This window comes from Streptomyces mesophilus (assembly GCF_040300965.1).
Lineage (GTDB): Bacteria > Actinomycetota > Actinomycetes > Streptomycetales > Streptomycetaceae > Streptomyces > Streptomyces mesophilus_A.
Map to the genome: position 1 here is coordinate 1 of NZ_JBEPEW010000016.1, position 25,958 is coordinate 25,958.

The following is a 25,958-nucleotide window of genomic DNA, read 5'->3' on the forward strand; positions in this document are numbered from 1 at the left end:
CGGCCGAGCCCGCCCATCCCGCGAGCGCGGCACGCAGCGTCTTGCGGCGCTGCGCGAAGGCCGCGTCGACGACCTTGAAGACCTCTTCCCGCGTGGCCGTGGTCTCGAGCGGCTCCTTGCGCCGCACCAGCGAGACGAGGCCGCTGTCCACGTTCGGCGCGGGCCAGAAGACGTTGCGCCCGATCGAGCCCGCCCGCTTCACCTCCGCGTACCAGTTGGCCTTCACCGACGGCACGCCGTACACCTTGTTGCCGGGCGCCGCCGCGAGCCGGTCGGCGACCTCCGCCTGGACCATGACGAGGCTGCGCTCGATGGTCGGGAAGGTCGCGAGCATGTGGAGCAGCACGGGCACGGCGACGTTGTACGGGAGGTTCGCGACCAGGGCGGTCGGGGCCGGGCCCGGAAGCTCCCGGACGAGCATCGCGTCCGAGTGCACCAGGGCGAACCGGTCGGCGCGCTCGGGCATCCGCGCGGTGATCGTGGCGGGCAGCGCGCCCGCGAGCACATCGTCGATCTCGACGGCGGTGACGCGGTCGGCCGCGTCGAGCAGCGCGAGCGTCAGCGAGCCGAGGCCGGGACCGATCTCGACGACCACGTCGTCGGGGCGCACCTCGGCGGTGCGCACGATGCGGCGGACGGTGTTGGCGTCGATGACGAAGTTCTGCCCGCGCTGCTTGGTGGGACGTACGCCAAGCGCCGCGGCCAGCTCGCGAATGTCTGCGGCCCCGAGAAGGGCGCCCGTCCCATCGGACTCAGTGGTGCTCACGGTTCAAGGTTACGGGGCGCGCCGGCCCGCTCAGCCCCACATCCAGCCCTGCATCCAGCCCCGCATCCAGCCCCTGCGGCGTTTGAGCAGATCCGAACGAAGTTCGGATGCCGGGGTCCGGGGCGAAGCCCCGGTTTCGGGAAGGGGCGGGTCGGGGAGAAAAGCCCGCCGCAGGCGCCACCCACCCCACCCCAGCCCAGACGCACCCGCACCCACGCCCACACCCTCAAGCCGGGCCCAGCTCACCCGTGCAACCGCCCCCCACAATGCGGCCAAGGACTCGCCCCCCGCTGGACGTACAGCTTCTTCGCCCGATACGTCTGCTCCGAGGCCGGGGCGTCCTGGGGCCGCCCACTCCCGCCGAGCCCCTGCCACGTGCGCGTATCGAACTGGTAGAGCCCGCCGTACGTACCGGACGGATCCGTGATGTGCGGCCGCCCACCCGACTCACACGCGGCAAGACCCGACCAGTTGAGCCCGTCCGCACCGCTCACCGAGGACGGCAGCTGCTTGGTGCCGACCTTGACGATCTGCGTCCGCGGCTCGCGTACGACCTCGGCCTTGAGCCGCCTCGGCTTCTGCTTCACGCCGTTCACGGTCCGCAGCGCGTACGTGACCCGGCGGGCGCCCTGGCGGCCGGGCTGCACCACGACCTCCGTACCGGAGTAGAGCGAGGCGTCCTGGGTGCGCTGCACGTCGAACGCGATCGGCTCCTCGCGCACCTCCTTGCTGCCGGTGACCCGCATGACCGTCACGGTCTGCCCGTCGCGCGGGAAGCTGGCCGGCGGCACGGAGGTGGTGTCCTGACCGCGCAGCGAGATCCCGGCCTGCTCGACGGCCTCGCGCACGGTCGCCGCGTTCGTCCGGATGGTGCGCTCACGGCCGTCGGCCATGATCGTGACGGCGCGCTCGGTGCGGATGTCGAGGTGCAGCCCTTCGCGGGCGATCCGCTTGGACCGCGAGGCCGACAGATACGCGCCCTCCGCCCGCACCCCGAGCTGGCGCAGGGCGCCGTCGACGGTGGGCGCGGTCGTCCAGACCTTGCGGCGCTGGCCGTCGAGGGTGAGGTGCACGGGCCGCCCGTAACGGACCACGACCTCGTCGCCGCTGGCCAGTTCGGTGCCGGGGGCGGGTGCGACGACGTCGTGCGCGCCGACCTCGAGGCCCTCGTCGGCGACGAGTTCGGAGACATCGTCGGCGAAGGTGTGCAGGGTGCGCTCCTTGCCGTCGACGGAGAGTTTCACCGCCTTGTCCTCGGCGACGAAGGCCGAGGTGCCGCCCGCGAGGAACGCCACGACCAGTGCCTGCGGCACCAGGCGGCGCAGCGTCTCGGGCCGCTCGGAGGTCTTCTTGCGCCGCGCGGCCCGGCGCGCCTCGGCCCGTCCGCCGGGGCGGGGCCCGGCGGCGACAGGACCTGACTCATCGGGGGCGACAGGGCCGGGCTCCATGCGAGCGACCGGCTCGACAGGCTCAGGCTGCCGCCCGGACGGAGAAGGCTCGACAGGCGCGGGCTGCGGCCCGGACGGGGGCGGCACGACGGGCCGCGTCTTCTCCTGCCGCAGCTCGGCTCGCGCCTCGTAGGAGGGCCGGTAGGTGTCGTACCGGGCCTGAGCGCCGTACTGCTCCTGCCCGTACGGCGCCTCTCCGTACGGCTCCTGCCCGTACTGCGCCTCCCCGTACTGCTCGCTCACCCCATAGGGGTCGTACGAAGTCCCATGGCTCACGACGTCGCTCCAGGCTCCAGGGGTCCCGATCAAGGGCTCCGGATCAAGCAAGGGGTCCGGATCAAGCGGAGCGAACCTAGCGGAGCATCCGTCACTCTCCCAAGCAGCGCGACTACGCAGTGTCGCGGCGCTGCCCAGCGGTGAGGCGGCAGGGCGTTATCGGTCAGTAATCAAAAGCCCGGGCCGTGTTCGCCGAGACGGCCTCTGCCAGCGCGTCCTCGCCCACATCCGCCACAAGCGCCATCGCCCGCAATGTGACCGGAATGAGATAAGGAGCGTTAGGCCGTCCGCGGTACGGCGCGGGGGTCAGGAAGGGCGCGTCGGTCTCGACGAGGACGAGTTCGAGCGGCGCCGCCACCAGGGCGTCCCGCAGATGCTGCGCGTTCTTGAAGGTCACGTTGCCGGCGAACGACATGAAGTAGCCGTTGCGCGCGCAGACTTGGGCCATCTCCGCGTCGCCGGAGTAGCAGTGGAAGACGGTCCGCTCCGGTGCGCCCTCCTCCTTGAGGATCCGCAGCACATCGGCGTGCGCCTCGCGATCGTGGATCACCAGCGCCTTGCCGTGCCGCTTGGCGATCTCGATATGCGCCCGGAAGGACTTCTCCTGCGCGGCCTTGCCCTCGGGCCCGGTGCGGAAGTAGTCGAGTCCGGTCTCGCCGACACCCTTGACGTGCGGCAGCGCGGCGAGCCGGTCGATCTCGGCGAGCGCCTCGTCCAGGCCCGCGTCGCCGAGCGGCTCGCGGGCGCCCTGCCGCGACCAGCCGTCGGGGTCTCCGTGCACGATCCGCGGCGCTTCGTTGGGGTGCAGCGCGACGGTCGCGTGCACGCTGTCGTGCGCCGCCGCCGTATCGGCCGCCCACTGCGAGCCCTTGAGGTCACAGCCGACCTGCACCACGGTGGTCACGCCCACGGACGCGGCCTTCGCGAGCCCCTCCTCGACCGTGCCGTCCTGCATGTCGAGGTGCGTATGCGAGTCGGCGACCGGGATGCGCAGGGGCTCGGGCAGGGGCGGGGGTGCGTCCTTGGGGCTCATGCCCCGATCCTACGAAGCGCGCCCGCGCCCACGGGAACGCACCGGCCCGACCCCGGGGCTGCCGCCTGTTCCGGCTGCCGGCTAGGGCTGCTGCCTGTTCTTGAACGGGTGCAGGAGATCGGCCAGATGCCAGTGGTGCTCCGGCACCGGGCCCGCGGCCCCGACGTCCGCGCCCTGAGCCGTCTCGTGCTTCTTCGCACGGGGCTTGCGGTCCTTGTGGCCGAGCAGATCGAGGATGGAGGAGACCTGTCCGGCCTGCATGATGCGGACGACATGCCCGCCGCAGTTGAGGCAGGTGGGCCGGGACAACGGCGAGGGGACCCGCTGACCGCCGGCCTTGTAGAGCACGAATTCATTGCCCTTGCCGTCGACGAAATGCTCGATGTCGTACGACTGCTCCCAGCCGTGTCCGCAGCGCATACAGGCGAACGCGTACGACTCATGAACCGTGGCTATCGGATGGGTCGGCAGACTGGTCGGGTCGACGGGGTTCGTCACTGCGGCGGTGGTACGTGCTGCTGCGGCGTCGACGTCGGCGGCGCGGCCGGTGATCTCACTCATGCCAGCTCCTCTTGTCCCTCGGACAAGTACGTCCGGGGTCATCCACGTGCGAAGGAACCATTCGGGTTCCTTCATCCAGTGGACGCCTCGTCCGGCCGGAACGCATCAGGCCTGTCGACTATTGGAGCGTTTTTGGGCGCCTCATGTGGAAAGGGTCCGATGCCCGGCTTAGCCTTTGCTTTTCACGATAGTCCTTTGCCGTCCTTTGGCGACCGGCCCGCCGCATTCTTTGCCGCTACGACGGCATCGAAGACTTCCCGCTTGGGTAGCCCGGCTTCGGCCGCGACCGCCGCGATGGCCTCCTTGCGCCGCTCCCCCGCCTCCTCGCGCACCTGGACCCTGCGCACCAACTCGTCCGCGTCCAGCTCGGCGAAGGTCTCGGGGGCGCCCTCGACGACGACGGTGATCTCTCCGCGTACGCCTTCGGCGGCCCATTCCGCCAGCTCGCCGAGGCCTCCGCGCTTGACCTCCTCGTACGTCTTGGTCAGCTCGCGGCACACGGCCGCGCGGCGCTCGGCGCCGAAGGCCTCGGCCATCGCGGCGAGCGTGTCGTCGAGGCGGTGCGGGGCCTCGAAATAGACCAATGTGCGCCGTTCGTCGGCCACTTCGCGCAGGCGCGACATCCGCTCGCCGGCCTTGCGCGGCAGAAAGCCCTCGAAGCAGAAGCGGTCAACGGGGAGACCGGACAGCGCGAGCGCGGTGAGCACCGCGGACGGACCGGGCACCGCGGTGACCTTGATGTCCTTCTCGACGGCGGCCGCGACCAGGCGGTAGCCCGGGTCGGACACGGACGGCATGCCCGCGTCCGTCACCAGGAGCACCCGGGCGCCGTCGGCCAGGGCCTCGACCAGTTCCGGCGTACGGGCCGACTCATTGCCCTCGAAGTACGACACGACCCGCCCGGTGGTCTGCACCCCGAGCGCCTGGGTGAGCCGGCGAAGCCGGCGGGTGTCCTCGGCGGCGACGATGTCGGCCGTCGCCAGCTCGGCGGCGAGCCGGGGCGGTGCGTCGGCGGTGTCCCCGATGGGCGTGCCGGCCAGGACGAGGGTTCCTTGCTTTCCTGTCACTCCCCCATCCTCGCAGCACAGGGCTGCCGGACGTACGGCGCGATCCGACGCCCGGACCACCCCCGTCCGCTTCTCTCGGCGGGCCGCACCTGGGAAGCCCACAGCCGCGTTCCCTACGATGGCGCGGTGACCTCTGCTCCGTCCCCTCAGCCGACGAGGGACTCCACCGCCCGGCCGGCCCCCGATCCGCAGCAGCCGCAGAGCTGGAGCGCGCGGCTGCGCAGATTCGGGTACACCGCGCAGCCGGGTCTGGACGTGGGGTGGCGCCTGGACCCGCCGTTCACCGAACCGGGTCCGCGCCTGTGGTCGGTGCTCAAGGTGCGCCCCGAATCCCGCCCCGCGCTCACCCGGGCGCTCGGCTGGGGCGGACCGCTGCTCGTCACGCTGTTCGCGGGCCTGCTGCGCTTCTGGCATCTGGGCCGGCCCAATGCGGTGATATTCGACGAGACGTATTACGCGAAGGACGCCTGGGCCCTGCTCAAGCGGGGTTACGAGGTCAACTGGCCCAAGGACTACAACAACACGGTCATCGAGCTCGGCTCGAAGGTGCCGGTCGGCCATGACCCGTCGTACGTCGTGCATCCGCCGATGGGCAAGTGGGTCATCGCGGCCGGCGAGTGGATCTTCGGTCTGACTCCCTTCGGCTGGCGCTTCATGGTGGCGCTGCTCGGCACGCTCTCGGTCCTGATGGTGTGCCGGATCGGGCGGCGGATGTTCCGCTCGACGTTCCTCGGCTGCCTGGCCGGTCTGCTGCTCGCGGTGGACGGGCTGCATCTGGTGATGAGCCGGACCGCGCTGCTCGACCTGCCGCTGATGTTCTTCGTCCTCGCGGCGTTCGGCGCGCTCGTGATCGACCGCGACAAGGCACGGGCCAGGCTTGCGGCGGCCCTTCCGATGGGCGAGGACGGTGTCGTACGGCCCGACGCGAAGATCGCGGAAACGCTCCGCCTCGGCTGGCGGCCCTGGCGGCTCGCGGCCGGTGTCTTCCTGGGCCTGGCCTTCGCGACCAAGTGGAACGGCGGGGTCTTCCTCGCCGCGTTCGGCCTGATGACGGTCCTGTGGGATGTGAGCGCACGCCGGACCGCGGGGGCCCGGCGGCCGTATGTCTCGGTGCTCAAGCGGGATGTGCTGCCCGCGTTCGTCTCGACCGTCCCGGTCTTCTTCGTGACCTACCTCGCGACCTGGACCGGCTGGCTGCTGCACACCGACAAGGGCGACCGCGGCTATCTGCGCGAGTGGGGTGCCGAGCACCCCTCCACCGGGTTCGGCAGCATCTTCCCTGACTGGTGGCGCAGCCTGTGGCACTACTCGCACCAGGTCTGGGACTTCCACGTGGGCCTGGTCTCGCCCCACGACTACGAGTCGAACCCCTGGAGCTGGCTGGTCCTGGGCCGCCCGGTCTCGTACTACTACGAGTCCCCGGCACCGGGGACCGCCGACTGCCCCGCGGACGTGCGCGAGAAGTGCGCCAGCGAGGTCCTGGCCCTGGGCACCCCGCTCCTGTGGTGGGCGGCGTGCTTCGCGATCCTGTACGTGCTGTGGCGCTGGTTCTTCCGCCGCGACTGGCGGGCGGGCGCGATCGCGTGCGCGTTCCTCGCGGGCTTCGCGCCGTGGCTGCGGTACCAGGAGCGGACGATCTTCCTCTTCTACGCGGTCGTCTTCATCCCGTATCTGTGCCTGGCCCTGTCGATGATGATCGGCTCGGTCATCGGCCCACCGGGGTCGAACGAGCGGCGCAGGGTCGTGGGCGTCGTGGGCGCGGGCGTGCTCGCCTTGCTCATCGTCTGGAACTTCATCTACTTCTGGCCCATCTACACCGGCCACACGATTCCGGTGGATTCGTGGCGGGCGCGGATGTGGTTCGACACCTGGGTGTAGCTCGGAAATTGAGAAGGCGGGCGCCATCGGCGCCCGCCTTTTCGTGGTCGTCATTGGTCGTCGTTGGTCACCTCGGGCCGTCTTCAGACGGCCCGGAGACGGCCCAGGATGGGGTGAGGCGTGATCAGAGACTGATCCCCAGTTCGAGCCCCACTCCGGTTCCAACAGACCATTCCTCGCAGACGAGCGTGATTGGGTTGAACCGGCCGTCGGGACACGAAGGCACGGTCGAGTCGTCATCTGGCGTGGGGGAAACGGAAGGCCGCGGTGAGCCGGTGCCGTGCGACGACTCCGCGGACGGCACTGCTGGTGCCTCGGCAAGGACAGCACCTGATGCTGTGCCCACCGCCAGCAGGCCGGCAGCAAGCAGACCTGCGCCGACGGTGGCCATGCCTGCTGTCGTGGCCCGTAGGTACTTACTTGATCGAGTAGTCATATGGTCACGGTGCCCGGAGCGTGGTGAGGCATCACTCGGACGACGCCCGTGTGGGGGAGCGACATCCGCGATGGGGCGACGCCAGCCGGCGCAGGTGCCATATCGGCACAGGTCGGGGAGAGCGTGCCCTCGGGGCAGCGCTCGTACTGCCACGACGGGACACCGAACTTCTGGCCCATCCACACCGGGCACACGATTCCGGTGGACTCGTGGCGGCTCGGATGCGGTTCGACACCTGGGTGTAGCCGGGAATTGGGGGTAGCCGGGAATCGAGAAGCCGCCGCGGGGAATCGAGAAGCGCCGCAGGGCCTACCACCCTCGGCGGGACCGGCCTACGCTCTGCAGGAGAAGGCACGGCACTGCTGAACGCCGACCAGCAGCGACCCGGCTTGCCTCGGCCCCCGGCCCCCGGGCCGTTCGATCGAAGCCCCGATTGCTCCGGCCGGCCGGAGCCGCATCACCGACAACACAGCTCCGGCCTCCGTCCTCCCGGCAAGAGACGGGGTACTCCCGCGATCCCGTCGCCGCGAGGACTCGCCGCGCGAGGGCCGATGAGGGGGAGCCTCGAGACCCCTGCGCGCACGGCCGCCGCTTTCCGGCGGCGGCCGTCCGGCCCACAGGATCCGGACCGGCGCCCACCCTCAGTCTTCTCTCTCGCGCCGGACAAAGCTCCTGCCTTCAACAAGGTCAAGTCGCCCTGCCTCACACGAGGGTGCGGCGACATGGCGGCGGCCGCCGACTCGACGGCGGCCGCATGCCCTGGGTGACCTCGAAGCTTCCCGCGCCGTCGTCACCGAGCACTCCCGGCGGACAGAACCCGGCGGCGTGGAAACCCGGGCCTCGAACCTGCTCCGCGGGACGCACCGGACCCGTTGGCCTCAGCGGGAGTCGAGGCCGGACCCGGCGATCAACACGTACGCCGCAGGCTCGCTCTGCCACGGGAACCCGGCCTCGACCACCGCGCCCGAACGGCACAGGGAGGCCTCGCTTCGACCATAGGCCCGTACGGCTGCGATCGCCCCCCCCTTCGGCCCGACACTGTTACCCCCGGGCGCACCGCGCAGGGCCCCCTCCGTTTTGACGCACCCCAACGAGCGCTCAGGTATAGCAATTCGAGACCTGATATCGCCCCGCGCTGTCACAGCAAGCGCTTAAGCTGCTCTCCATAACTTCCTGAACACGTTCAACACGCAATACGGGGGAACGGGTTCAGGACTCCTGGGGAGGGGAGCGCAGCCATGCGCAATGGAGTCAAAACGGGCCTGGTCGGCGGGGTCTTCACCGTGATGGTGGGAATTGCCGGGTATGGAGCCTTCAATTTGTACAACGGGGTGACGGGGGGAGAGACGGCGAGCGCGGATTCGCCGCCGACTTCGGGGCCTGTGACGGGTGAGGAAGTCACGGAAACGGTCGGAAAGTTCTTCAAGGCCTGGGCGAAGGGGGATGCCGACGCCGCCGCGAATCTCACCAACAACAATGCGGCCGCGTCCAAGGTGTTCGGTTCGTTCGCGGCCGCCGATCTCACCAAGGTGAAGATCGATCAGGGCAAGGTCTCCGGCACCAGCGTGCCGTTCACGGTCTCGGCGACGGTCTCGTACGAGGGGAAGTCCAAGCCCCTTTCGTACAAGAGCGAGTTGAAGGTCGTACGGGGGAAGACGACCGGGGCGGCGCTGATCGACTGGCAGCCGGCGGTGGTCCACCCGGACCTGAAGGAAGGTGACACGTTCGCGGTGGGTCAGGCGGACGACCCGCAGGTCGAGGTCGTGGACCGTGACGACAAGGTGCTGACGGCGGAGAAGTACCCGTCGCTCAAGCCCGTGATCGACGAGCTGCTCAACCGGTACGCGGACAAGGCGGGCGGCAAGCCCGGCCTCGAGCTGTGGATCGAGCGGGCCGACGCCTCCGCGTACAACACACCGCTGGTGACCTTGCAGAAGGGCGAGCCCGGGAAACTGAAGACCCGGCTCAGCGCGACCGCGCAGGCCGCGGCCGAGAAGGCGGTCAAGCTGCGCCCGGAGTCCTCCGTCGTCGCCGTGCAGCCCAGCTCCGGTGACGTACTGGCGGTGGCGAACAACCGCGCGGACGGCTTCAACGCGGCGTTCTCGGGAACGATGGCGCCCGGCTCCACGATGAAGATCGTCACCGCCGCGATGCTCATCGACTACGGAGTGGTCTCCTCCGCCCATGGGCCGGCGCCGTGCACGCCTGACGCGATGTTCCGCGGCCGGACCATCAAGAACCTGCCGGGTCTTCAGCCCGACAAGGGTGCGACGCTGGCCGAGACCTTCTCGCGGTCCTGCAACACCGGCTTCATCAAGCACATCGACGACGACAAGCTCAGCGACAGCTCCCTGACGGACGAGGCGGCGAAGTTCGGGATCGGGCTCGAGTGGCAGACAGGCATCCCCTCCTACGACGGCTCCGTGCCCGCCGACTACAACGAGCGCGCCACCAACGCCATCGGCCAGGGCACCGTCCAGATGAGCCCGTTGAACATGGCATCGATCGTGGCCACGGTGAAGAACGGCGGCACCTTCCTGCAGCCGTCCCTCGTCCCCGGCTCCTACGGGATCAAGCGGGCCCATGCGCCCGGCATCAGCAGTCACGCGGCACAGCAGGTCGCCACGATGATGAACATCACCGCGACCTCGGGCACGGCAAAGGACGTGATGGCGCAGGCGGGCCGCGGCTACAAGGGCGCCAAGACCGGCTCGGCGGAGGTCGACGGCCAGGGCAAGCCCAACAGCTGGTTCGCCGGTTTCCGTGAGGACATGGCGGTGGCAGCCGTGACGCAGGAGGGCGGCCGCGGCGGTGAGTCCGCCGGTCCGATCGTCGCAACGGTCCTGCGCGCCGGTTCCTGACCGGCACCGAACGGGACGGCTGGGGCCCGGGCACACCCGCCCCCAGCCGTCAACCCGGGCAACCACAGCCACGGATGACCTATAGGGTGCCCGGACGGCTAGGCACCGCAGGGCAAGGCGGAGGAACTGGTGGGTAAGCGAGGGCGCTCGGGCGGGCACAACGCCATGGGCAAGGAGACCAAGGTCGCGCTGATCGCGGTCGGCGTCGGGGTCGCGGTCGCGGGTGTGGGCGTCACCGCCTACGCCCTCGTCGGCGGTGGCTCGGACAGCTCCGCCGACGAACCTCTCACACCACAGCAGCTGCAGGCCAAGCCGCTGTCGGCGGCGGAGGTCGAGCAGACCACCGAGCAGTTCCTCGCCGCGTGGGCGAAGGGTGACGCGGCAGGCGCCGCCCGGCTCACCGACGACGCGGCGGCGGCGAAGGCCGCACTCGCCTCGTACGCGAAGGACGCCCATCTGACCGGGGTGACGTTCACGCCGGGCAAGAAGGCCGGCCCCAGGGTGCCGTTCAAGGTGGCGGCCACGGTCTCGTACGAGGGAAAGTCCAAGCCCTACGCGTATGACTCCGAACTGACCGTGGTGCGGACGACGGCGGGCAAGCCGGTCGTCGACTGGCAGCCGTCCGTGGTGCACCCGGGGCTCAAGGCGGGCGACATCCTGCGCGCGGGCGAGGCGGGTACGCCGCCGATCAAGGCGGTGGACCGCAACGGCGGGGAGATCACCGCCGAGAAGTACCCCTCGCTCGGCAATGTGCTCGACGGGCTGCGCGAGAAGTTCGGCGACAAGGCGGGCGGCAGCGCGGGGATCGAGCTGCAGATCGTGCGCGCCGAGCCCGGCAAGGGTGCCAAGGACACGAAGGACACCAAGGGCAAGGACGACGACGGCAAGGCGCTGCCCGACAAGACGCTGCTCACGCTCTCGAAGGGCACCCCTGGCACGGTCAAGACCACCATCAGCCCGACCGCGCAGGCCGCCGCCGAGCGTGAGGTGGCCTCGCGCAGCCGGGCCGCGATCGTGGTGCTCAAGCCGAGCACGGGCGAGATCCTGGCGGCCGCCAACTCCAACCCGTCGGGTATGAACGTGGCGCTGCAGGGGTCGCTCGCGCCGGGCTCCACGATGAAGATCGTGACGGCCTCGATGCTGCTCGAGAAGGGCCTCGCGGGGATCGACAAGCCGCATCCGTGCCCCAAGTACTTCACGTCCGGCGGCTGGAAGTTCCAGAACGTCGAGGAGTTCGAGATCAAGGGCGGCACCTTCCGCTCCAGCTTCGCGGCGTCCTGCAACACGGCCTTCATCTCGCAGGCCGACAAGCTGGGTGACGGCGATCTGACGAAGCAGACGCAGGAGGTCTTCGGCATCGGGCGCGGCAACTGGCAGATCGGCGTGCCGAGTTTCGACGGTGCCGTGCCGGTGCAGTCGGCCGCGCAGAAGGCGGCCTCGCTGATCGGGCAGGGCGGGGTCCGGATGAACCCGCTGAATGTCGCCTCGGTCATCGCCACCGCGAAGACCGGTGTCTTCAAGCAGCCCTACCTCGTCTCTCCCGAGGTCGACGGCCGTCAACTGGCCACGGCCTCGCGCACGCTCGACCCGAAGGCCGCGGCGCAGCTGCGCGAACTCCTCGCGTACACCGCCACGAACGGCTCCGCGGCCGAGGCGATGGCCTCGCTCGGCGGGGACATCGGCGGCAAGACCGGTTCGGCCGAGGTCGACGGCCAGAAGAAGCCCAACGGCTGGTTCACCGCCTGGCGCGGCGACACGGCGGCGGCCGCGGTGATGCAGGAAGGCGGCCGCGGCGGCAAGTCCTCGGGGCCGCTGGTGGCCGCGGTGCTGCGGGCCATCGGCGGATAGCTGCGGGGATGGCGACGAAGGGGGCCCGTCCGACAGGGCGGGCCCCTAGCCTCGGGTCATGACGACCTTCGAGCTCACCCCGGTAGGCACGGTCCGCAACGAGCGTACGGACGTCCAGAACTCCGACCACTGGGGTGCCGTCCGCTCCACGATCGTCTTCGAGGAGCGCTTCGGCGAGGCGTGTCTGCAGGGACTCGAGGGCTTCTCCCATGTGGAGGTCCTCTTCGTCTTCGACCGGCTCCCCGAGCGCGAGGACTACCGCGAGCCCCAGCCCTACCGGGGCCGCACCGATCTGCCGCTGCTCGGTGTCTTCGCCGGCCGCGCCCCGCGCCGGCCGAACCGCATCGGCGTGACCTCCTGCGCCGTCGAGTCGGTGCGCGGCCGCGAGCTGACGGTCGTGGGCCTCGACGCCGTCACGGGCACCCCGGTCATCGATGTGAAGCCGGTGATGCGGGAGTTCCTGCCCGGGAACGTCTCGCAGCCCCAGTGGGTCGAGGACGTGATGTCGGAGTACTTCAAGCCCTGAGCGAGAGTCAGGCCGCCCCCAGCATCAGCCCGATCCCCAGCACCATCACCCCGGCGGCGGCGATCCGGGGCAGTCCGAACCGTTCCTTGAAGAACACCGCCCCGATCGCCGCCCCCACGATGATCGACGACTCGCGCAGCGCGGCGATGGGTGCGAGGGGTGCGCGGGTCTGGGCCCACAGGACGAGGCCGTACGCCAGGACGGACAGGCCCGCGCCGAACAGGCCGCGGACCGCGTACGGCCTGAGCAGGGACGGGAGTTCGCGGCCGTGGCGGGCGAGCGCGTACGCCGGGATCGCGAGGCCTTCGAGGATCATCAGCCAGGCGATGTACCCGAGGGGTGTGCCGGAAGCGCGGACGCCCACCCCGTCGACCACCGTGTAGGCGGCGATCGACAGACCCGTGGCGCCGGCGGCGAGCAGTGCCTGCCAGTGCGGGCGGCTGCCGCGGATGCCCCACAGGGCGAGGCCCACCAGGCCCGCGCAGGCCACCGCGACGCCGGCGAGTTGCAGTCCGCCGATGCGTTCGTCGAGGAAGAGCGCCGCGACCGCCGTCACGACGAGCGGTGCGCTGCCGCGCGCGATCGGGTACATCTGCCCGAAGTCGCCGAGGGTGAACGACCGCATGAGCAGGGCCTGATACGCGATGTGCACGAGCGCCGAGGTGATCAGCGCCCACCAGGCGCCCGCGGCCGGCAGCGGTGCGAAGCACGCGAGCACACCGCCGATGAGCGCTCCGCCGCCCGAAAGCAGCGTGAACGCGAGGAGTTGGTCCTTGATGTGGTGCGCTATCGCGTTCCAGGACGCGTGCGTGACGGCCGCCAGGACGACGGCCGCCGCGACGAGGGGCGTCACGCGGCGGAGTTTTCGCGCACGTCCACCAGCGAGCCGCCGGCATACGAGATCAGGGACTTGGGGTCCATGGGGAACACCGTGTGCGGGGTGCCCGCCGCCGCCCAGACCACCGCGTGGTCGAGCAGTCCGCGGTCGGCGAGGACGCGGGTCTTCGTACGGTGGCCGAAGGGCGGCACTCCGCCGATCGCGTATCCGGTGGTCTCGCGCACCACGTCGGCGTTCGGCCGGGTCACCTTCTCGGCGCCCAACTCCCGCCGTACGAGCTCCATGTCGACTCGCGAGGACCCGTCCATCAGGACAAGAACCGGCACACCATCCGCGGCGAAGATCAGCGACTTCACGATCTCGCTGAGCTCGCAGCCGATGGCCTCGGCGGCCTGTGCGGCGGTGCGGGTGGCGTCCGGGAAGCTGCGGACCTCGGCGAGGACGTCGGTGAGGCCCAGTGCGGTGAGGGCCTCGGCGAAACGGGGATGCGCGGCGGGCTGCGATGCACTCATGGCCGCACGCTAGCGGTCGGTGTACCGGCCACGCGAGTCCGTTTCGCTACCCGGTCGCCGCGTGGGCGGCCCGGACCGCCCGCACCAGAGCCTGCGCCCGTGGATCCGCCGTGACGCCCTTCTGCAGACCGTTCGTCGTGTACCCGAAGGCGATCGACGAGTCGGGGTCCGCGAAACCGAGCGGACCGCCCCGGCCGGGGTGGCCGAAGGAGGACGGGCCGAGCAGCGGGGAAGCGGGCCCGTGCAGCATGTACCCGGGTCCGAAGCGGGTGTTGACGACAAGCGTGCGGTCGGGGCCCGCCGACTCCTCGGTGCGGGCGAGCGCCACCGTGGCCGGCACGAAGAGCGGCCGGTGCCCGTCGACCGGACCGATCAGCGAGGCGTAGAACTTGGCCAGCGCGCGGGCGCCCGCCATGCCGTTCGTCGCCGGGAGCTCGGCCGCGCGGTACGCCGGGGTGTTCTCGTCCGTGGGCGCCAGGGAGGCGAAGGCGCGACGGGTCAGCGAGCCGGGGGCCGCGTACGCCTCGGCGACGGCGCGCTTGGGGCGCAGCCGCAGCCCGTTCCCGACGGCCGGCGGCTCGACGCGCGTGACGGTGCCCGCGCGGTGCTGCTCGGCGTCGGGCAGCCCGATCCACAGGTCGATGCCGCGCGGCCCGGTGATCTGCTCGGCCAGCCACCGGCCCAGGCTGCGCCCGGTGACCCGCCGCACCAGCTCGCCGATCAACCAGCCGTACGTATGCGGGTGGTAGCCGTGGTCCGTGCCCGGCTCCCAGACCGGTGTCTGCGCGGCGACCGCGCGCGGTCCGGCCTCCGGGTCCTCGAACGGGACGGGGGTGTCGAGCACCGGCACACCGGCCCGGTGCGCGAGCAGCTGCCGCACGCGGGTGCGCTCCTTGCCGGCCGCCTTGTACTCGGGCCAGTACGTGCCCACCGGGGCGTCAAGATCCAGCTGGCCGCGCTGGTGGAGCAGCAGCGGGACGGCCGCGGCCACGCCCTTGGTCGCCGAGCGGATCAGGTGCGCGCTGTCCCGCTGCCAGGGCTCGGTGCCGCCGACGTCGCGCACGCCGCCCCACAGGTCGACCACGGGCCGCCCGTCCCGGTACACGGCGACGGAGGCGCCCTGCTCACCGCGCTCGGCGAAGTTGCGTACGAAGGCGTCCCTGACGCCCTCCCAGCCCGGTTCGACCGTGCCCTGGACTTCGGCCTCGACCCCGTTCACGTGACTGGCTCCATTCCGTACCGCCCGGACCTTCCTGGCCCGGCCGGTCACCATGGTGCAACGTGCACCGGTCCCGCACGATTCCGGGGGCCGCACCGGCGAACCTCCCCCTCGGGCCCCGGCCCGTACCCGCGGACCTCCCCCTCAGGCCCCGGCCCGCACCGACCGCGGATCGAACCCGAAGGGCAGCTCCAGACGGTTCGCCCGCATCAGCTCCTCGTCGGCGAGCAGCTCCCCCGTCGGACCGTCCGCCGCGATGACGCCCTCGCTGAGGATCAGGGCGCGCGGGCAGAGTTCGAGTGCGTACGGGAGGTCGTGGGTGACCATGAGGACCGTGACGTCCAACGAGCGCAGGATGTCGGCCAGTTCACGCCGCGAGGCAGGGTCCAGGTTGGAGGACGGCTCGTCGAGGACGAGGATCTCGGGCTCCATCGCGAGCACGGTCGCGACCGCGACCCGGCGCCGCTGGCCGAAGGACAGGTGGTGCGGCGGCCGGTCCGCGAACTCCGCCATCCCCACCAGGGTCAGGGCCTTGTGGACGCAGGCCTCGAGCTCGGCGCCGCGCAGCCCCGCCGCGGCCGGACCGAACGCCACGTCCTCGCGGACGGTGGGCATGAACAGCTGGTCGTCCGGGTCCTGGAACACGATCCCGACCCGCCGCCGCACCTCGGCGAAGTTCGCCTTCACCACGGGCGTCCCGGCCACATGGACGGTGCCCGCTCCCCCGCCGAGGATCCCGTTGAGATGCAGCACGAGGGTCGTCTTGCCGGCACCGTTCGGCCCGAGCAGCGCGACCCGCTCACCGCGCCCGATACGGAAGTCGACGCCGAACAGGGCCTGATGGCCGTCGGGGTACGCGTACGCCAGACCGCGCACTTCGAGAGAGGGCGTCTCGGACGTGTTCACCGAAGCGTTCATGGATGCCGTCACAAGAACCATCCCAACAGACAGACGAGCAGAGCGCAGACGGGCAGCGTGAGCGCGTACGACCACTGGGCACGCGAGGCGGTCACCTCGTCGATCACGGGCATCGATCCCGCGTAACCCCGGCTGACCATGGCCAGATGGACCCGCTCGCCTCTTTCGTACGAGCGGATGAAGAGTGCTCCCGCCGTCTTGGCGAGCACGCCCCAGTGGCGCACCCCGCGCGCCTCGAAGCCGCGGGATTCGCGGGCGATCCGCATCCGCCGCAGCTCGTCGGTGATGACGTCCCCGTACCGGATCATGAAGGACATGATCTGCACGAGCAGCGGCGGGAGCTTCAACCGCTGCAGGCCGAGCAGGAGTTCACGCAGTTCGGTGGTGGAGGCGAGGAGTACGGAGGCGGCGACGCCCAGGGTCCCCTTGGCCAGCACGTTCCACGCGCCCCACAGACCGCTGACGCTCAGCGAGAGACCGGCGACCTCGACGCGCTCGCCCTGCGCGACGAACGGCAGCAGCACCGCGAAGGCCACGAACGGCACCTCGATGAGCAGCCGCTTCAGCAGAAAGCCGGCCGGGATACGGGCCGCGTACGCGACGGCGCCGATCAGGACCGCGTAGAGCCCGAAGGCCCAGACCGCCTCGCGCGGGGTCGAGACGACCACCACGACGAAGGCGAACACGGCGGCGAGCTTGCAGTGCGGCGGCAGCGCGTGCACGGGCGAGTGCCCGTGCCGGTAGAGCTTGTGCGCGTGTCCCGCACCCATGTCAGACCTGTTCCGGCGTACGGGATGCCGAGGCTTCGGCCGCCGAGGTGCGCCGCTTGCGTACGACCACGAAGACGCCCGTACCGACGAGCGCCGTCGCACCGACGCCGATCACGCCCGCGAGGCCCCCCGAGAGCCGCGCGTCGTCCACGTCCTTGACGCCGTAGTCGGCGAGCGGCGAATCGGCGCTCGCGTGCTCACGGCCCTCCGCGCCCTTGTCGAAGCCCTTGTCCGCGGCGACCTTCTCCAGGCCGTCGGGGTCGGCGGAGGCGTAGAAGGAGACGAAGCCCGCGAGGATCAGGGAGGCGACGAGGCCGCCGATCCACACCTTGCGCGGGGAGCGGACGGGACCCTGGACGACGGTGGGCTCGGCATCCACCAGCTCGCCGCCGACGCGCAGCTTGAGCGGGGTCGTCAGACCGCGGGCGCCGTGCACCAGGTCGGGGCGTACGGCGATCACGGCGCCGACGGTCGCGGCGGTGATCGCGGCCTCGCCGATGCCGATCAGCGTGTGGACGCCGACCATGGCCGTGAAGACGGTGCCGAGCGGCACCTCGGTGGTGCCGCCGACCGCGTAGACGAGGACGAACGCGGCGGCCGCGGCCGGCACCGAGACCAGCGCGGCGACGAAGGAGGCGACGGTGACCGAGCGGCGCTTCTTGGGGAGCACCTTCAGGAGCCCGCGGAAGAGCGCGTAGGCGACGACGGCGGTGACCACTCCCATGACCGTGATGTTCACGCCGAGCGCCGTCAGACCGCCGTCCGCGAAGAGCACCCCTTGCAGGAGCAGGACCACGGCTATGCACAGCACACCCGTGAAAGGCCCGACGAGGATCGCCGCGAGCGCCCCGCCCAGGAGGTGTCCGCTGGTGCCGGCGGCGACCGGGAAGTTCAGCATCTGCACGGCGAAGACGAAGGCCGCGACCAGGCCCGCGAGCGGCGCGGTCCGCTCGTCGAGCTCCCTGCGCGCGCCCCGCAGGGACACGGCCACCGCGCCGGCGGCTACGACTCCGGCGGCGGCCGATACCGGTGCGTTGATGAATCCGTCGGGGACATGCATGGCGGGCGCTCCCTCTGCGGGTGGTGAACCGTTCGATGATAGTGGCTTCTTGCGAATGCCTTGCAAGAGCGGCCTGACCACAAGTAATGCCCGCGGACAGCAGGGGTTATATGCGACATAAAAGGGCATAAAGGAATAGTTGCGTTGGGGGTCGCGTCCGTCGGGGCGTGTGCCTCGTCTCAGTGGGTCATGTCTCGTACGCGCGTGGGCAGGCGTGACGTACGGGATGGACGAGTGTGAGGAGCGGTCTCGATGGACCAGGAGCAGCACACCCCGGCGACGGTGGAGGTCTGCACCCGGGCCCATCTGGTCACGGACGCGGACAGCGGCGACACCCACCGCGCGGTGCGGGTCGCGCTGCGCTACTCGCCCGAGCCCGAGAGCGAGGTCCGGATCGTGGTCCTGAACGAGGACACTCCCGGCTGGTCGCTGCCCCGCGAGGTCCTGGAGCAGGGCATGACCGCCCCCGCGGGCAGCGGGACCGCGCGGGTCTGGCCGTGCGGGCGGGTCGCGACGGTCGTGGAGTTCCACACGGCGCAGGGGGTCGCGGTGCTCCAGTTCGACAGCGCGCGCCTGACACGGTTTCTGAGCAGCACGCAGACGACGCCCACTCCCGTCGGGCACTGACTGCGAGTCACGGGCCCGCTCCCGTCATCCACCGACTCCGAGTTGCCGGGCCCCGTTCAGCGGAAAAGCATGAGTAGGTGAGCGACTCTGCTGCGTATCTCCGTTTCCCGCACCTCCACGGCAGCCTCCTGTGCTTCGCCGCCGAGGACGATCTCTGGCTGAGCCCCATCACGCCCGAGGGCGCGGTCCCCGAGCGGGCCTGGCGCCTGACCGTGGACCGCACCCGGGTCAGCCACCCGCGCTTCTCGCCGGACGGTACGCGGATCGCGTACACGACCTGGCGCAGCCTCGACCCCGAGATCCATGTGGTGCCGGTCGCGGGCGGCCCCGCGCAGCGCCTCACGTACTGGGGGAACACCGACACCCGGGTGTGCGGCTGGTCCCCTGACGGCGACATCCTGGCGGTGGCCAGCCACGGCCAGCCCTTCTCGTATTTCTCCTGGGCCTACACCGTGCCGACCGACGGCTCCCCCGGCGGCAAGATGCCCTGGGGTCCGGTCAACGACATCGCGGTCAGCGTCATGGACGACACGCAGCAGACGCTGCTGCTCACCGGAAAGCCGCCGCACGAGCCAGCCGCCTGGAAGCGGTACCGGGGCGGGGCCATGGGCCGGCTCTGGCTGCACGGCAAGCGGCTGCTCGAAGACCTGGGCGGTCATCTCGCCTCGCCGATGTTCGTCCGCGACCGGATCGCGTTCCTGTCCGACCACGAGGGCGTGGGCAACCTCTACTCCTGCACGCCCGACGGCACGGATCTGCGGCGGCACACCGACCACGACGAGTTCTACGCCCGGCACGCCTCCAGCGACGGCGAGCGGGTCGTCTACCAGTGCGCCGGTGACGTATGGCTGGTGGACGACCTGTCCGCGCAGGCCCGGCCGCGGCGCCTGGAAGTACGGCTGGGCGGGCCGCGGGTGGGGCGGCGCGCGTACCAGGTGCCGGCCGCGAACCACGTCGACGGCATCTCGGTGGACACCACGGGACGCGCGAGCGCGGTGTGCGTGCGCGGGTGCCTGTACTGGCTGACCCACCGCGACGGACCGGCCCGCACCATCGTCGACACTCCGGGCGTGCGGGTGCGGATGCCGGAGATGCTGGGCACGAACGGGCAGGTCGCGTACGTCACCGATGCCGACGGCGAGGACGCCGTCGAGATCTCCTATCTGCCGCGCGCCAGCGGCGAACGCTCCCCGCGCCGCCTCGCCTCCGGTGAGGTGGGACGGGTGCAGGAGCTGGTCTCGGCCCCGGACGGCGAGCGGATCGCGATCGCCTCCAACGACGGACGGCTCCTCCTGATCGATGTGACCGAGGACTCCAACGGCGAGGTCACCGAGCTGATCCGGTCCATCAACGGACCGGTGCGCGACCTCGCCTTCTCACCGGACGGCGCCTGGCTGACCTGGTCGCATCCCGGGATCGGACGGACCCTGCGGCAGATCAAGATGGCCCGGATCAAGGACCGTTCGATCATCGATGTCACCAACGGCCGCTTCGAGGACGAGAACCCGGTCTTCACCAGCGACGGCCGCTTCCTCGCGTTCCTGTCCTGGCGCGGCTTCGACCCGGTGTACGACGTGCACACCGGCGACCTGTCCTTCCCGCTGGGCTGCCGCCCGTATCTCGTACCGCTGTCGTCGGCGACCCCGTCGCCCTTCGCGCTGCTTCCCGACGGGCGGCCGGCCGCGGGCGGGCTCGATCCGGTCGAGGGGAACGACGGCGACGGCACGGTGATGGTGGAGATCGAGGGGCTTCCCGACCGTGTCACGCCGTTCCCGGTGGCGGCCTCGAAGTACTCCTCGCTGGCACCCGTCAGCGGTGGCGGGCTGGTGTGGCTGCGCTGGCCGATCTCGGGCGCCCTCGGCGAGACCTTCGCCAACCCGGACGACACCTCGGGACAGCCCACTCTCGAATACTTCAACATCAGCAAGGCCAAGAAGACCGAACTCGTCGGCGACCTCGACTGGTTCGCGCTCAGCGGCGACGGCACCCGGCTCGTGGTCGTCGACCAGGGCGATCTGCGGGCCGTCCCCTCCACGGAGACCGGTGACAGCGACTCGACGGTCTGGATCGATCTGCGCCGTATCGTGCACGAGGTCGACCCGCCCCACGAGTGGCGCCAGGCCTACGACGAGGCCGGCCGCATCATCAAGCACCTGTTCTGGGAGCCGAAGATGTGCGGCATCGACTGGCGGGGGGTGCTCGAGCAGTACCGGCCGCTCGTCGAACGCGTCGCGTCCCCGGACGAGTTCGCGGATCTGCTACGGGAGGTGCTCGGCGAACTCGGCACCTCCCACGCGTACGTCACCCCGGCCCGCCGCAACGAGGGGCCGCCGCACTACCAGCGCGCCCAGGGCCTGCTCGGCGCGAACTTCGTCTGCCGTGACGGGCAGTGGGTGATCAAGCGGATCCTGCCCGGCGACAACTCCGACTCCAAGGCCCGCTCCCCGCTGGCCGGCCAGGGGCTGCGCGAGGGCGCGGTCCTCACCCATGTGAACGGCCGCCCGGTCGACCCGGTCGCGGGCCCCTATCCGCTGCTCGCGGGCACGGGCGCGACCACGGTCGAGCTGACCTTCACGCCCGCCGAGGGCGAGGGCCGCGCGCGCCGGGTCGCGGTGGTCCCGCTGGTCGACGAACGGCCGCTTCGCTATCAGGACTGGGTGGCCAAACGCCGTGAGGTCGTACGGGACTTGAGCCACGGGAAGTGCGGGTATCTGCACATCCCCGACATGGGCGGCTCGGGCTGGGCGCAGTTCAACCGCGATCTGCGCATGGAGGTCTCGCGGCCCGCGCTCATCGTGGACGTACGCGGCAACGCGGGCGGCCACATCAGCGAGCTCGTCGTCGAGAAGCTGACCCGCTCGATCCTCGGCTGGGACCTGACCCGCGACGCCCAGCCCGTCTCGTACGCCTCGAGCGCGCCACGCGGCCCGATCGTGGCACTCGCGGACGAGGCGACCTCGTCCGACGGCGACATGATCACGGCGGCGTTCAAGCTGCTCGGGCTCGGACCGGTCGTGGGCCAGCGCACCTGGGGCGGCGTGGTCGGCATGACCGGGCGGCACAAGCTGGGCGACGGCACGGTCATCACGGTGCCGATGAACGCGGCCTGGTTCGACGAGTACGGCTGGTCCGTGGAGAACCACGGCGTGGAACCGGACGTCGAGGTCCTTCGTACGCCCCTGGACTGGGCGGAGGGCCGCCATGCCCAGCTGGACGACGCGGTGGCGATCGCCCTGGAGCTCCTCGACCAGGACCCGGCCGCCGTCCCGCCGGACTACTCCGCGGTACCGGATCGGCGCCGCCCCAAGTTGCCGCCCCGGCTTTGATGTGCCGAGCGCCCGGAGGCCTTGTCGCGTCTGGCCTGACACAGCGTGACGGAGATCGAAATGCGAGGAATGTCCGAGCGTGTAACGCTGGTCGAGGCCCAATCCCCTCACCCACCTCAGGAGTGAAATCTCATGGGCATTCAGGACCAGTTCAAGGACAAGGCGCAGGAGCTCGCGGACCGCGCGAAGGGCCTGGGACAGGAAGGCTCCGACAAGGCCAGTGAGGCCTCGGAGTCCGCCCAGGACCAGTTCGGCCAGGCGTCGGAGCGTGGCCAGCAGGCCGCCGAGCAGGGCCGCGACAAGGCCCAGGAAGCCGGCCAGAACATGCAGGACAAGTTCGACCAGGACTACGACAGCTGACCGGTCCTGAACACTGAGCGCACCGCACACTGCGCACCGAGGGCGCACCCGGAACTCCGGGTGCGCCCTTGGGTTTTGCCGCGGGTCATCCCCGCTACGTCAGCTCAGACCTCACTGCGAGCCTTCTCATCCGCAGCCCCGCCCGCCCCCACAAGCCCTCGCTTCGTGTCCCCGAACCGCCCCTCGAAGCGCTTCATCTCCCGCGCCCCCACCGTCCCGATCACCGACGGCAGGTAGCCCCGGATGGACTGCATCCCCCGCAGCCACCACTGCCCGTACACATGCGCCGAGCGCCGCTCGATCCCCGCCACGATCCGGTCCACGGCCGGACCCAGCGGATACGTCTTGTTGGACGGCCACGGCAGCCGCGACCTCAACTCCCGCATCACATCGTCCTCGTCGGCCCCGCGCACCATGTCGGTGTCGGTCCACGACAGGTAGCCGACACCGACCTTCACGCCCTTGTAGCCGACCTCGGCCCGCACGCTGTGCGCGAAGGCCTCGACCCCGGACTTGGACGCGCAGTACGCGGACATCATCGGCGCGGGCGTGATCGCCGCGAGCGAGGCGATCTGCAGGAAGTAGCCGCGCGACTCCATCAGGACGGGCAGAAACGCCTGCCCGGTCACGGCCGACCCGATCAGATTGACCTCGATCACCCGCCGCCACGCCGCCATGTCCGCGTCGACGAGCGGACCGCCCGCCGCCACCCCGGCGTTGGCGACCACGATGTCCACCTTGCCGAAGCGCTCCTTCACCTCCTGGGCGACGCGTGCCATCGCCTCGTGGTCGGTGATGTCGGCGTGCCAGTAGTCCGCTTCGGTGTGCAGCCGCGAGCAGACCTCCTTGAGCAGCTCTGGCTCGAGCCCGACCAGGGCGACCTTCGCGCCGCGCGCGGAGAGCTTGCGCGCGAGCAGTTCCCCGACGCCGCGCGCGGCCCCGGTGACGACGGCGACCTGTCCTTCGAGGGCTACCTTGCTCATGCCCCCTCCTTCACTTCGGCGTGGGTGGTGCGTACAGGGGCGGGGGTGTCGCGCACAGAGGCGTAGGCGGCGACGAGTTGACGTATCTGCGCGGTGACGAGATCAGGAGCCTCGACGGGCGTCATATGGCCGATCCCGGGCAGTTGGGCGAAGTCCACGCAGTCGGGCAGCGCCGCCGCGATGGCCTCCGCGGCCTCGGGCGGAGTCATCCGGTCGGCCGTCCCCACGATCACGGCGGTGGGAACGGTGAGCTTGGCGACGCCGGCCTCGATGTCCAGGGCGGCGAGCACACGGCCCCACCCCTGGCGCACCCTGCGCGGGCAGGCGTGCACGATACGGGTGCAGGCGTCGGTCTTCACCGGCGAGGAGCCGGGGCCCATCGTCGCGTACCGCATGATCCGGCGCGCGAGCGGAGTGACCGGCCCGAGCGGCGCCGCGGAGTGCAGCAGACCCCGGGTCAGACGGGTGCGCAGCCGGCCCGCCCGCAGCGGGATCACTGTGGACAGGGTGGCCAGGCGCACCGTGCCCGTGCTGCACAGGAGCACCGCCGCCGCGTGCTCGGCGACCTTGGGCCGCCCGGCCGCCGCCATCAGCGTCATGCCGCCCATGGAGTGCCCGACGAGCACGGCCTGTTCACCGGGTTCGAGCGCGGTGGCGAGCACCGCTTCGAGGTCGTCGACGAGCGCGCCGACGCTATAGCCGGTGGGGCCCGCGGGCGCCGGTGAGCGTCCGTGGCCGCGCTGGTCGTACGCGATGACGCGGTGGTCGCGCGCCAACTCCCGTATCTGCGCGGCCCAGAAGGCCGTCGAACAGGTCCAGCCGTGCACGAGCACCACGGCCGGAGCGGCAGGATCGTCGACGGGTCCGTGCACCTCGACATGCAGCCGGGAGCCGTCGGCCGATACGGCGACCAGTTCACGGGCGGCGACGGGCGGGGCGTAGGGCCCGGTGGTCACATGCATCAGTCTGCTCACGCGCCGACCTTTTCCGTACGGGGCTTCGACTCGGTGTCCGCCGGCCGCGGGGGCCGTACGACTTCGTACTCCGCGAGGTCGACCCGCCGCGTGGCGGACCGGAACTCGGTGGTGGTGCCGGGCCAGACGGTGGTGTTGACCCCGTTCTGGTCCAGGTACCAGCTGGTGCAGCCACCCGTGTTCCACACGGTCCGCTTCATCCGGTCCTGCACGCGCCGGTTCCAGGCGTTCACGGCGGACGGCCGCGCGGCGAGCGCGACCCGGCCACCGAGAGTGTCCAACTGCCGTACGTAATCGGCCATGTAGTTCAGCTGGGACTCGATCATCAGGATCATCGAGGAGTTCCCGAGCCCGGTGTTGGGCCCGATGATCGTCATCCAGTTGGGGAAGCCGGCCGCGGTCGCGCCGCGCAGCGACTTCATCCCGTCCTTCCAGCTCTCGGCGAGCGTCTGCCCGTCCGCGCCGGTCACCCGGTCCGCGATCGGCATATCGGTGACATGGAAGCCGGTGCCGAAGACGATCGCGTCGACCTCGGTCTCGGTGCCGTCGGCGGCGACCAGGGTGTTGCCCCGTATCGACGCGAGACCGCTGGCGACGAGGTCCACATTGGGCTGCGCGAGAGCCGGGTAGTACGTGTTGGAGAGCAGGATCCGCTTGCAGCCGATCCGGTACGTGGGCGTGAGCTTCTCGCGCAGCACCGGGTCCTTGATCGCCCGGTACATGTTGCGCTTGGCCAGCGACTCGATGAGGCCCAGCTCATTGGGCCGCTTCGTGAACGCCTGGACCTGCAACTCCCGTATCCCCCACAGGAGTCCGCGCCTGGCCTTGGACGTGAAGGGAAGCTGCCGGTGCAGCCAGCGCTCCGCGCCGGAGATGGCGCGGTCCGCGCGCGGCAGGACCCAGGGCGGGGTGCGCTGGAAGAGCGTGAGCCGCCGCACCTCCTTCTGGATCTCGGGCACGATCTGGATCGCTGACGCCCCGGTCCCGATCATCGCGACCCGCTTGCCGCGCAGGTCGTAGTCGTGGTCCCACTGCGCCGAGTGGAAGATCTTGCCCTCGAAGGTGTCGATGCCCTCGATGTCCGGGATCTTGGGGTCGGACAGCGGTCCGGTGGCGGAGACGACCACATCGGCCGTCAGCGTGCCGCTGCTCGTCTCCACCTCCCAGTGCAGCCGCTCGGCGTCCCAGCGCATGTGCTTGACCTCGGAGTCGAGGCGGATGTGCGGCCTGAGGCCGAAGGTGTCGGCGACATGCTCCAGATACGCGCGGATGTGCTCCTGCCCCGAGAAGGTGCGCGGCCACTCGGGGTTGGGCGCGAAGGAGAACGAGTAGAGATGGCTCGGCACATCGCACGCGCAGCCCGGGTAGCTGTTGTCCCGCCAGGTACCGCCGACGCGGCCGGCCCGCTCCAGGACCACGAAGTCCGTGACGCCCTCGCGGCGCAGCCGCACGGCGGCCCCGAGCCCGCCGAAGCCGGATCCGATCACCGCCACCCGTACATGTTCGTGTTCGTGCCCTGGTTCGCGCTCACCCTGACGCCCGGCCATGCAGCCCGCCTCCCGAAGTACACGACTGTGCCAGTAACCACTGGCATAGTGGGGAGAGTAGAGCAGCTCCGTACTCATGGGTAGGGGCTGAGCGGGATAAGTTACCGGCGGTACAACATAGGGT

Annotated in this window: 21 protein-coding genes; 7 read left to right on the top strand and 14 right to left on the bottom strand. The window is 70.7% G+C overall.

Annotation, left to right across the window (positions count from 1 at the left end; all coding sequences use genetic code 11):
- From rsmA to rsmI, 5 genes are all read right to left on the bottom strand, one after another.
- On the bottom strand, nt 1-766 hold a 766-nt coding region (gene rsmA, locus ABT367_RS08650), incomplete at its 3' end, for a 16S rRNA (adenine(1518)-N(6)/adenine(1519)-N(6))-dimethyltransferase RsmA (protein WP_352250971.1).
- 242 nt (nt 767-1,008) lie between these two features.
- Nucleotides 1,009-2,490: a ubiquitin-like domain-containing protein gene (locus ABT367_RS08655; RefSeq protein WP_352250973.1), complete on the bottom strand. Its 1,482-nt coding sequence runs from the start codon at nt 2,488-2,490 to the stop codon at nt 1,009-1,011.
- A gap of 163 nt (nt 2,491-2,653) precedes the next feature.
- Complete coding sequence (locus tag ABT367_RS08660) at nt 2,654-3,523, bottom strand: TatD family hydrolase (RefSeq protein ID WP_352250975.1); 870 nt, start codon at nt 3,521-3,523, stop codon at nt 2,654-2,656.
- Nucleotides 3,524-3,604: 81 nt separating this feature from the next.
- Nucleotides 3,605-3,943, bottom strand: coding sequence for a hypothetical protein (locus tag ABT367_RS08665; RefSeq protein WP_352251116.1), 339 nt, complete (start codon nt 3,941-3,943; stop codon nt 3,605-3,607).
- Between the two features lie 323 nt (nt 3,944-4,266).
- Nucleotides 4,267-5,151, bottom strand: coding sequence for a 16S rRNA (cytidine(1402)-2'-O)-methyltransferase (gene rsmI, locus ABT367_RS08670; RefSeq protein ID WP_352250978.1), 885 nt, complete (start codon nt 5,149-5,151; stop codon nt 4,267-4,269).
- Nucleotides 5,152-5,277: 126 nt separating this feature from the next.
- Between rsmI and ABT367_RS08675 the strand changes: the two genes are divergently transcribed.
- The 4 genes from ABT367_RS08675 (at nt 5,278) to ABT367_RS08690 (ending at nt 12,700) form a co-directional block, all read left to right on the top strand.
- A complete protein-coding gene (locus ABT367_RS08675) occupies nt 5,278-7,029 on the top strand; it encodes a dolichyl-phosphate-mannose--protein mannosyltransferase (protein ID WP_352250980.1) in 1,752 nt (583 codons plus the stop codon).
- Between the two features lie 1,818 nt (nt 7,030-8,847).
- Nucleotides 8,848-10,326: a penicillin-binding transpeptidase domain-containing protein gene (locus tag ABT367_RS08680; RefSeq protein WP_352250982.1), complete on the top strand. Its 1,479-nt coding sequence runs from the start codon at nt 8,848-8,850 to the stop codon at nt 10,324-10,326.
- Nucleotides 10,327-10,455: 129 nt separating this feature from the next.
- The gene (locus tag ABT367_RS08685) at nt 10,456-12,174 is read left to right on the top strand and encodes a penicillin-binding transpeptidase domain-containing protein (RefSeq protein WP_434975426.1); all 1,719 of its coding nucleotides are present in this window, start codon (nt 10,456-10,458) and stop codon (nt 12,172-12,174) included.
- A gap of 58 nt (nt 12,175-12,232) precedes the next feature.
- The gene (locus ABT367_RS08690; RefSeq protein WP_352250984.1) at nt 12,233-12,700 is read left to right on the top strand and encodes an SAM-dependent methyltransferase; all 468 of its coding nucleotides are present in this window, start codon (nt 12,233-12,235) and stop codon (nt 12,698-12,700) included.
- Between the two features lie 7 nt (nt 12,701-12,707).
- Here the strand turns inward: ABT367_RS08690 and ABT367_RS08695 are convergent, their stop codons facing one another.
- The 6 genes from ABT367_RS08695 to ABT367_RS08720 all read right to left on the bottom strand — a co-directional run bounded on the left by ABT367_RS08695 (nt 12,708) and on the right by ABT367_RS08720 (nt 18,017).
- Nucleotides 12,708-13,553 carry a DMT family transporter gene (locus tag ABT367_RS08695; RefSeq protein ID WP_352250986.1) on the bottom strand — a complete coding sequence of 282 codons (846 nt, stop codon included), beginning with the start codon at nt 13,551-13,553 and terminating at the stop codon, nt 12,708-12,710.
- Nucleotides 13,550-14,050 (bottom strand): YbaK/EbsC family protein, encoded by a 501-nt coding sequence (locus ABT367_RS08700; RefSeq protein ID WP_352250988.1) that lies wholly within the window; start codon nt 14,048-14,050, stop codon nt 13,550-13,552. Before ABT367_RS08700 ends, ABT367_RS08695 begins: the two co-directional genes overlap by 4 nt.
- 46 nt (nt 14,051-14,096) lie before the next feature.
- Complete coding sequence (locus ABT367_RS08705) at nt 14,097-15,269, bottom strand: serine hydrolase domain-containing protein (RefSeq protein ID WP_352250990.1); 1,173 nt, start codon at nt 15,267-15,269, stop codon at nt 14,097-14,099.
- A 144-nt stretch (nt 15,270-15,413) separates the two neighbouring features.
- Entirely contained in the window at nt 15,414-16,187 is a 774-nt protein-coding gene (locus ABT367_RS08710) for an energy-coupling factor ABC transporter ATP-binding protein (protein WP_352250992.1), read from the bottom strand.
- Nucleotides 16,188-16,195: 8 nt separating this feature from the next.
- On the bottom strand, nt 16,196-16,957 hold the full coding sequence (gene cbiQ, locus ABT367_RS08715) for a cobalt ECF transporter T component CbiQ (protein ID WP_352250994.1): 762 nt from the start codon (nt 16,955-16,957) through the stop codon (nt 16,196-16,198).
- A gap of 1 nt (nt 16,958) precedes the next feature.
- Entirely contained in the window at nt 16,959-18,017 is a 1,059-nt protein-coding gene (locus ABT367_RS08720; protein ID WP_352250996.1) for an energy-coupling factor ABC transporter permease, read from the bottom strand.
- 252 nt (nt 18,018-18,269) lie between these two features.
- Here ABT367_RS08720 and ABT367_RS08725 point away from each other — a divergent pair, with 252 nt between their 5' ends.
- From ABT367_RS08725 to ABT367_RS08735, 3 genes are all read left to right on the top strand, one after another.
- Entirely contained in the window at nt 18,270-18,644 is a 375-nt protein-coding gene (locus ABT367_RS08725; RefSeq protein ID WP_352250998.1) for an SsgA family sporulation/cell division regulator, read from the top strand.
- Nucleotides 18,645-18,721: 77 nt separating this feature from the next.
- Nucleotides 18,722-21,970 carry a S41 family peptidase gene (locus ABT367_RS08730; protein WP_352251000.1) on the top strand — a complete coding sequence of 1,083 codons (3,249 nt, stop codon included), beginning with the start codon at nt 18,722-18,724 and terminating at the stop codon, nt 21,968-21,970.
- Nucleotides 21,971-22,102: 132 nt separating this feature from the next.
- Nucleotides 22,103-22,330: a hypothetical protein gene (locus ABT367_RS08735; RefSeq protein ID WP_352251002.1), complete on the top strand. Its 228-nt coding sequence runs from the start codon at nt 22,103-22,105 to the stop codon at nt 22,328-22,330.
- 104 nt (nt 22,331-22,434) lie between these two features.
- Here the strand turns inward: ABT367_RS08735 and ABT367_RS08740 are convergent, their stop codons facing one another.
- From ABT367_RS08740 to ABT367_RS08750, 3 genes are read right to left on the bottom strand one after another with little or no spacing between them, the layout of a single operon-like run.
- Entirely contained in the window at nt 22,435-23,313 is an 879-nt protein-coding gene (locus ABT367_RS08740; RefSeq protein ID WP_352251004.1) for an SDR family oxidoreductase, read from the bottom strand.
- Entirely contained in the window at nt 23,310-24,287 is a 978-nt protein-coding gene (locus tag ABT367_RS08745; RefSeq protein ID WP_352251006.1) for an alpha/beta fold hydrolase, read from the bottom strand. Before ABT367_RS08745 ends, ABT367_RS08740 begins: the two co-directional genes overlap by 4 nt.
- Nucleotides 24,284-25,834 (bottom strand): flavin-containing monooxygenase, encoded by a 1,551-nt coding sequence (locus ABT367_RS08750; RefSeq protein ID WP_352251008.1) that lies wholly within the window; start codon nt 25,832-25,834, stop codon nt 24,284-24,286. The genes ABT367_RS08745 and ABT367_RS08750 overlap by 4 nt, the downstream gene beginning before the upstream one ends.
- Nucleotides 25,835-25,958: the final 124 nt, after the last annotated feature.

What these genes read in the sequence shown, in the direction of transcription:
- ABT367_RS08750 (WP_352251008.1), bottom strand. Translation starts at nt 25,834, where the DNA reads ATGGCCGGGCGTCAGGGTGAGCGCGAACCAGGGCACGAACACGAACAT.
- ABT367_RS08660 (WP_352250975.1), bottom strand. Translation starts at nt 3,523, where the DNA reads ATGAGCCCCAAGGACGCACCCCCGCCCCTGCCCGAGCCCCTGCGCATC.
- ABT367_RS08725 (WP_352250998.1), top strand. Translation starts at nt 18,270, where the DNA reads ATGGACCAGGAGCAGCACACCCCGGCGACGGTGGAGGTCTGCACCCGG.
- ABT367_RS08700 (WP_352250988.1), bottom strand. Translation starts at nt 14,050, where the DNA reads ATGAGTGCATCGCAGCCCGCCGCGCATCCCCGTTTCGCCGAGGCCCTC.
- ABT367_RS08735 (WP_352251002.1), top strand. Translation starts at nt 22,103, where the DNA reads ATGGGCATTCAGGACCAGTTCAAGGACAAGGCGCAGGAGCTCGCGGAC.
- ABT367_RS08740 (WP_352251004.1), bottom strand. Translation starts at nt 23,313, where the DNA reads ATGAGCAAGGTAGCCCTCGAAGGACAGGTCGCCGTCGTCACCGGGGCC.
- cbiQ (WP_352250994.1), bottom strand. Translation starts at nt 16,957, where the DNA reads ATGGGTGCGGGACACGCGCACAAGCTCTACCGGCACGGGCACTCGCCC.
- ABT367_RS08690 (WP_352250984.1), top strand. Translation starts at nt 12,233, where the DNA reads ATGACGACCTTCGAGCTCACCCCGGTAGGCACGGTCCGCAACGAGCGT.
- ABT367_RS08720 (WP_352250996.1), bottom strand. Translation starts at nt 18,017, where the DNA reads ATGCATGTCCCCGACGGATTCATCAACGCACCGGTATCGGCCGCCGCC.
- ABT367_RS08710 (WP_352250992.1), bottom strand. Translation starts at nt 16,187, where the DNA reads ATGAACGCTTCGGTGAACACGTCCGAGACGCCCTCTCTCGAAGTGCGC.
- ABT367_RS08665 (WP_352251116.1), bottom strand. Translation starts at nt 3,943, where the DNA reads ATGCGCTGCGGACACGGCTGGGAGCAGTCGTACGACATCGAGCATTTC.